This window comes from Bradyrhizobium semiaridum, assembly GCF_020329505.1.
In the GTDB taxonomy this organism is placed as follows: domain Bacteria; phylum Pseudomonadota; class Alphaproteobacteria; order Rhizobiales; family Xanthobacteraceae; genus Bradyrhizobium; species Bradyrhizobium semiaridum.
Genome location: NZ_JAGKJJ010000058.1, coordinates 1 through 7,176 on the forward strand (window position 1 = coordinate 1; position 7,176 = coordinate 7,176).

Below are 7,176 nucleotides of genomic sequence, written 5' to 3' on the forward strand. Positions count from 1 at the left end.
CCGCGCCGAGCCTGCTCCCATTCGGCGAACCATGCCGCGATGCGCTGGAAGCGCGGCCACCACAGTGCACGCGCCTCGGGCCGCTCCATCAGCGGCGCAAAATACTTGCCGCCGATCTCGCGCAGCGCGCGCATCGTGTCCGGCGGCAGCGCGTCGGCATAGGTTTGCGTGAACTCGCCGAGCGCCCCGTGGATCGCCGAACCGCGATCGGCCGCCGACAGCGGCATGTCGACCGGATCGAGCGGATCGAGCCGCAGGATGTGGCGGGCATAGATCGTATAGGGATCGCGCAGCCAGTCCTCGATCGCGGTGACCGACATCTTCAGCGGCCGCGCTGCGCGCGGCGGCCGCGGCTCGGGCTGCGGGATCGGCTCGACCTTGGCGGGCCGGTCGAGCTCGGCGGCATATTGCACGTAGATTTCGCCGGCGGCCCTCGCCGCTTTCCAGCGCGCCTCGCCGGCAACCGCTTCGAGCCGGTGCAGGAAGCGCGAGGCGACCGCCGGCGCGCCGCCGACCTTGGCGGCGTGGGTGAGGATCACCTCGTCATGGCCGAGCAGTTGCGCGAAGTCGTGCGCAGAAAGGCCGATGCGCCGCTCCGGCAGATCGAGCCCAAGCTCGTGCCGCATCGGCCGGCTCAGCCACGGATCGACCCGCGGCGCCGGCGGCCACACGCCCTCGACCAGTCCGCCGAGGATGATGCGATCGGATTCGGTGAGACGTGCTTCGAGCTGGCCGAAGATGTTGAGCTGCGCCCGCGCCGATTCCGGCCGCCGCACCATGCGGTCGGCAAACGCGGTCTGGAACACGTCGGGATAATCGGCGAGCGGCGTCAGCAGCCCGCTCGGCTGCTGTTTGGCCAGCAGCTCGTCGAATGCCGATGCCAGCACCGCGCCGGCGCGTTCCTCGAACACGGCGGCGACGCCATGCTGGTCGCTCGACAGCGCAATCACCGCCTCGCGATGGCGCGCGGCCAGCTCGGCAAAATCATACGGCCTGGACGCGGCCATGCTCTCGAGGGGCGCCAACGCCGTTTGCAGCCTGGCGATCAGCTCCTCGGCCAGATTGAGATCGCTGTCGCGCAGCCGCGCGCGCTGCTCGGCCTTGTGCAGCGAGGAAGTCTCGCCACTGTTGAGCTTGACGAGTTCGGCGCGAAAGCGCGCGAAGTCGCGCGCGAGGCCGGCCGTTCCCGGTTGCGGCCGCGTGCCGCGCAACAGCGCGAGCTCCAGTACCTCCATCGCACGCTTCAGCGCGCTGTGGGCGCCGCCGAGCCGGAACAGCGGATGCTTGAGCAGCGCCAGCAAGGTCGGCGGCTCCAGTCCCTTCGCCGCGGCCTCGGCGGTGAGGCGGGCGAACACGCCGGCTGCGGTCTCCATTAGCGCATCGCCGCCGGAATCGTCGAACTCCAGATTCCAGCGCGTCAGCGACGCCATCACGCGGCGCGCCAGGGCGCGGTCGGGTGTCACCAGCGCCGCCGATTTGCCGAGATGCCGCGCCTCGCGCATCGCGACCGCGATCGCCAGCGCCTCCATCTCAGGATTGGGCGCCTCGACCACGGCGAGGTTGGCCATCCCGACGGCGATCCGCGCGGCGATCTCCGGCCGCTCCAACCGATCGTGCCACTGCGCGGTCGCGGTCGAAGGGCGCATCGTCTCCGACACCAGCATCTCGCGTCCCTGCGGCGCGGGAGCCGCGAGGCTCTCGACGTCGCGGCGCCGGATGCCCAAGCGGTCGAGCAGCGCATGCATCGCGAATTGCGGATGGTTCGAGGACGGCGGCATCGTGAACCTGCCGTCGTCGCCGCGTTCGCCGCCGATCGTGCGCCAGGAGTCCTCATCGAGATCGGTGTCGAGCCCCGGCAACACCACGGCGCCGTTCGGCAGCTTGGCCACCGCATGGAGGAATTTCGCGGTGGCCGGCATCGAGCCGGTCGAGCCCGCGGCGATCACCGGGCCGGCGCGATGCTTTGTCAGCCGCGCGGCTTCCGCCTCGATCAGCAGATCGCGGCGTGCCGCGGGCTCGATCTTGCCGATTTCCGTCAGATAGTTCGGCCAGGCGTCGCGCGCGATGCGCAGGAAGTCGAGCGAGTGCTGCCAGTATTTGTCGAGCTGGTCTGGCACTAGGCGGTCGAGTTGGCGCCAGTCGACGCCGCGCGTCACCATGTCGTCCATCAGCCGCGCCAGGTCGCCGGCGAGCTGCAGCGTCGAGGCCGGGCCGCCGACCACCAGCGGCGCCGACACCGGCGTCTTCGCCCAGGCCGCCACCAGATGCGCCAGTGTCAGCCGGCGTTCGAGCTCGCCGAGTTTTGGCGGGATCTCGAGCGGCGCGGCGCCGCCGACCTCGTCGGATTGATCGGCGAAGGCGAGCTCGTCCTCATCGATGTCGCCGAGCGCGACGATGCGCGGCAGCACCGCGGCGTCGGTATCGAGCACGTCGAGGAATATCTCGCGCGCCAGCCGCCCGGCGCGCCGGGTCGGCAGATAGAGCGTTGCGTTGGCAAGCCTGGCCGGATCGTTGCGCGCCTCGAATCCCGCGACCAGCCGGCCGTCGACCAATGCGGCGATGACGGTGCGCAGGAACGGTGCAGAGAGTGTAACGCTGAAGACGCGCATGACAGCCTGATTCGGAATCAGGCGCCAATATAGGGAGCGATGGCCGCAAGGTCATGGGTGCAGGAAGATGCATCCCCGCTTCCCAATGTCGTCACCTGCGCATCGGGTGACCCAGTGTCCAGAGACATTTGGCTGGAATCGAGAGGCCGCGGCGTACTGGATACCCCGCTTTCGCGGGGATGACCATCTGTGTTGTTGGGCCTACGCCACGCTTTCCAGAAACGCCTCTTCTGCGGCCTGAATCGCGTCGGGGGTTCCGACATGCATCCAGACGCCATCGAGGCGCAGACCGAACAGCCGTTCCTGGTCGTTGGCGCGGTCGAACATCTTGGTCAGCGAGAACTCGCCGGCCGGGGCATCGGCGAACAGTGCGGGTGACATGATTGCGGCGCCGGCGTAGACGAACGGCACCACCTGGTTTTCGCGCCGCTTGCGCAGCGCGCCGTCCGGCAGCATCGAATAATCGCCGCGGCCGGTATAGCCGATACTGCTCGCAGTCGGCGCCATCAGCAGCAGGATGTCCATCCGCTCGGGATCGAAGGTTTCCGCCAGCCGCGCCAGGTTGGAACGCACGCCGTCGATCCACATCGTATCGGCGTTGAGATGGAAGAACGGCGTCTCGCCGAGCAGCGGCAGTGCCTTCACCACCGCGCCGCCGGTGCCGAGCACCTGGTCGCGCTCGTCGGAGATGATCACGCGCGGGCGGCTGCGGGTCTTGACGTGCTCGATGATCTGGTCGGGCAGATAATGGACATTGACGACGGCCTCGCTGACGCCGGCGCCGGCGAGCTTGTCGAGGACGTGGTCGAGCAGCGGCTGGCCGGCCACGCTCACCAGCGGCTTGGGCATCGTGTTGGTCAGCGGGCGCATGCGCACGCCGAGGCCGGCAGCGAGCACCATGGCTTTATGGGGTGTAACGGGCATCTTCCGGATATTCTCGGTCATCATCTCTTCGCGCCGATCATATCACGGCGATTCGACAGGCACATTAACCAACCGCGATAGTCACCGGACGTGACGCCAGTAAGACGCTGGCAGCGGGAAGGCCTAAACCGCGATGAGATTGGTTGAATCGTCATCGCGCTTTCCGGATCATGGTCTAGACGTCGACAGCCTGGGCGCCGCGCCTGGCAGGTTTTTTCTTCTTATCGCCCTGTTTCAGAAAATTGACCCCGATCTGGTCGCCATTGACCCATGCCAGCTCGCAGCGGCGATAGGCCAATCCTGTGGACGACAGCAGCAGGAAAAACTCCTTCAGGTTCAGGCCCTCGATCGAGCCCTCGACGGACAGCTTGGCGCCGGTCTCGGACACGTCTTCCATGATGCAGTCGCGGCGCCAGGTGCCATCGATCGCCATCATGTGCGCCGGAATGCCACGTTCAAACGTGACACGATCGCCCCTGCGTCGTTCCGCCGCCATTTGGTCCCGCTCCAGATCCCGCGCGTCCCCACGGCGCGGCCCGTCCCAACCTTAAGCGGCGGGCGGCTAACAACCGGTAAACCTAAGGTAACGGGGGAGGGACGTTGGCCTCGTACCATGCGCGGAATGCCGCCAGCGCCGGATGCGCCAGCGAGCGGTTGAGATAGGTCCAGATCCGCGGCTGGTGCCTGAGATATTGCGGCTTGCCGTCGCGCCGGTTGAGCCGCGCGAAGGTGCCGAGCAGGCGGGTGTTGCGCTGCGCCGACATGATCGCATAGAGCTCGGCGAATTCCGCCGGGTCGAAGCTGTCGTCGGTGGCGCGCCGCGCCTTGATGTAGCGGGTCAACAGCTGCAGTTCGAGCTGCTCGGGCACGTCGAGCCGCGCATCCTGCAGCAGCGACACCACATCGTAGGCGGCGGGCCCGAGCACCGCATCCTGGAAGTCGATGATGCCGACGCGCAGGATGCCGGTGCGTTCGGCAAGCCAGATGATGTTCGGCGAATGGAAGTCCCGAATCACCCAGGTCCGCGCCGCCGCGGCGGGCTTTTCCAGCAGTCCGCGCCACATCCCCAGAAATTCGGCGCGCAGCTCCTCGCTCGGTTCGACGCCGCGTTCGGGCAGGTACCATTCCAGCATCAGGCCGATCTCGATCAGCCAGGCGTCGATATCGAACACCGGGATGTCGTAGCTCGTCTCTGGCGTCACCGGCAGCGTGTCCGGCAGCGTCTCGCGATGCAGCGCCGCCAGCATGTCGGTCGCGGCCTCGTAGCGCTCGGCGATCGGTTGCGGTGGATCGCCCTCGATCACCCCGTCGTTGCCGAAATCCTCGGTGATGAGGAAGCCGGCGTCGAGATCGGTGTGCCGGATCGCGGGTGCGGAAAAGCCGTGTTTGCGCAGGCCGTTTCCGATCGCGACGAACGGCGTCACATCCTCGGCGAGATGCACGGCGGCGCTGTACGACCTGCCGTTATAGATCGCCGCACCGTCGGGGCGGCGCGGCGAGTTCATCAGGATAACGCTGCCGTCCTCGGTGCGCAGCCGCGCATAGGAGCGCGTCGAGGCATCGCCCGGCATGCGCTCGCGCCGTGCGGTAAGAAAGCCCGCGCGCTCCAGGAACTGGCGCAGCGCTTCGAGTCGCGCGACCTTCGCCGCGGCCTTGCCATGGCCGGTGATCTCGGCGGCGCGAGCCGTCGATCCGAGCGCCGGACGGTGGCTGAAGGCGATATCGATGCGGTCATCGGGCATCGCCTCGGGCGCGCGCTCCGGCCATTCGATCAGCGCGACGGTGTCGTCGGGCAGCGGCGACAGCCCGATCTCCTCGAGCTCGCTGGCGTCGTTGATCCGGTAGAGGTCGGCATGAACCAGCGCGAATGACGGCAGTTCGTAGCTCTGCGCCAGCGTGAAGGTCGGGCTCGGCACCTCCAGCGTCGCATCGTCGGCGAGGTAGCGGATCAGCGCGCGGGCCGCCGCGGTCTTGCCGGCGCCGAGATCGCCGGATAGCGTGACGACGTCGCCGGCGCCGATCAGCAGCGCCAGATCGGCCATCAGGTCCGACGTCGCGGCTTCGTTCGCGAGTGCCACCGAGAATGTCGAGGTCGCGATCATTCCGCAGCGTTGCGGTGCGCGGTCTGATCGACCGGGAAGTCGCAGGTCACGGTGGTGCCCTTGCCGACGACGGAATCGACGCGCACCCGGCCGCCATGCAGTTCGACGAAGGAGCGCACCAGCGACAGCCCGAGCCCGGCGCCGCGATGCCGCGAGCCGTGCGAATGGCTCTCGAACCAGTTGAATACCTTGTCCTTCATCTCGGGCGGGATGCCGGGCCCGGAATCGGTCACCGAGAAGGTCACGCTGTGCTCGGTCCGCTGCGCGCTGATCGTGACGGTGGCATCGTGCGGCGAAAATCCGACGGCGTTGGCGAGCAGATTATAGAGCACCTGCACCACGCGCCGCTCGTCGCCGACGAAGCCGCCGATATTGGGCGCGACGTCGACCTTGAGCGCGATGCGATCGGTGGCGAGCCGGTCCTGGATGCCCTCGGCGGCGGCCTCGATCGCCTGCGCGATATTGACCGGGCCGAGCTCGAGCTTCATCGCGCCGGCATCGATGGTGGCGAGATCGAGGATGTTGTTGGTCAGCGCCAGCAGAGCGTTGGTCGATTTCGTGACGTAGTCGAGATATTCCGCCTGCTTCGGCGTCAGCGGCCCGGTCGAGGGATCGCTGAGGAAGTGGGCGAAGCCGATGATCGTGGTGAGCGGGGCGCGCAGCTCGTAGGAAACGTGGTGGACGAAATCCACCTTCATCTGGTCGGCCGCCTCCAGCGCCTCATTGCGCTCGCGCAGCGCGCGCTCGACGTTCTCGGTGTCGGTGATGTCCTGAAAGGTGAGCAGCGTCTTGCCGTCGGGCAGCGGAATCGTCATGCAATCGACGACGCTGCCGTCCTTGCGCTCCAGCTTGAGCGCGACCTGGGCGCGGTTCTCGATCGTGGTGACGGATTCGCGCAGGGTGCGCCAGGCCAGCATGTCGTCGAACATCGGCTTGCACAGCGCTTCCACCGCGTCGATATGCGGCTCGCCGTTGAGTGCGTCGGCCGACAGCTTCCACATCTTGGCGAAGGCCGGGTTGAACAGCTCGGCGCGGCCGTTGCTGCCGAACACCGCGACCGCCTCGGCGAGGTTGTCGAGGGTCTCGCGCTGCACCCGCGTCAGGCGGTCGAAGCGGCGGGCGAGGTCGAGGCTCTCGGTGACGTTGTCGAACAGATAGGTGACGCCGCCCTCGAGATTCGGTGAGGTGACGACGCTGAGCGCGCGGCCGTCCGGCAGGAACCAGGTGTAGGTCTCGGATTCGACCGCGCGATAGGCTTCGTGCAGCTTGGCCTTCCAGGCGCGGAAGTCCGGCTGCTCCGGCAGTTTGCGGTTGGCGCGCAGCCGGTCGAGGATGCTGGAATCGTCGGGGTTGCTGTCAAGGAAGGCCTGGTCGAGCCCCCACAGCCGCCGGTAGGATTCGTTGTAGAAGGTGAGCCGCCGGTCGGCATCGAACACGGCGACGCCTGACGACAGCTGGTCGAGCGTGCGCCGGTGCGCCTCGACCATCCGCACGATCGCAGAGCGCAGCGCCGCCGCTTCGCTGGCGTCGATCGCGATGCC

At 67.7% G+C, this 7,176-nt stretch carries 5 protein-coding genes; all 5 read right to left on the bottom strand.

Annotated elements, in window-relative coordinates; all coding sequences use genetic code 11:
* On the bottom strand, positions 1 to 2,609 hold a 2,609-nt coding region (addB, locus tag J6500_RS31320; RefSeq protein ID WP_225716560.1), incomplete at its 3' end, for a double-strand break repair protein AddB.
* 201 nt (positions 2,610 to 2,810) lie between these two features.
* Complete coding sequence (locus J6500_RS31325; protein ID WP_225716561.1) at positions 2,811 to 3,533, bottom strand: nucleotidyltransferase family protein; 723 nt, start codon at positions 3,531 to 3,533, stop codon at positions 2,811 to 2,813.
* A 175-nt stretch (positions 3,534 to 3,708) separates the two neighbouring features.
* The gene (locus J6500_RS31330; RefSeq protein ID WP_225716562.1) at positions 3,709 to 4,029 is read right to left on the bottom strand and encodes a PilZ domain-containing protein; all 321 of its coding nucleotides are present in this window, start codon (positions 4,027 to 4,029) and stop codon (positions 3,709 to 3,711) included.
* An 82-nt stretch (positions 4,030 to 4,111) separates the two neighbouring features.
* Entirely contained in the window at positions 4,112 to 5,635 is a 1,524-nt protein-coding gene (gene tsaE / locus J6500_RS31335; RefSeq protein WP_225716563.1) for a tRNA (adenosine(37)-N6)-threonylcarbamoyltransferase complex ATPase subunit type 1 TsaE, read from the bottom strand.
* The coding region (locus tag J6500_RS31340) for a sensor histidine kinase (RefSeq protein ID WP_225716564.1) at positions 5,632 to 7,176 on the bottom strand (1,545 nt) is incomplete at its 5' end. The genes J6500_RS31340 and tsaE, both read right to left, overlap by 4 nt.

What these genes read in the sequence shown, in the direction of transcription:
- J6500_RS31325 (WP_225716561.1), bottom strand. Translation starts at nt 3,533, where the DNA reads ATGCCCGTTACACCCCATAAAGCCATGGTGCTCGCTGCCGGCCTCGGC.
- tsaE (WP_225716563.1), bottom strand. Translation starts at nt 5,635, where the DNA reads ATGATCGCGACCTCGACATTCTCGGTGGCACTCGCGAACGAAGCCGCG.
- J6500_RS31330 (WP_225716562.1), bottom strand. Translation starts at nt 4,029, where the DNA reads ATGGCGGCGGAACGACGCAGGGGCGATCGTGTCACGTTTGAACGTGGC.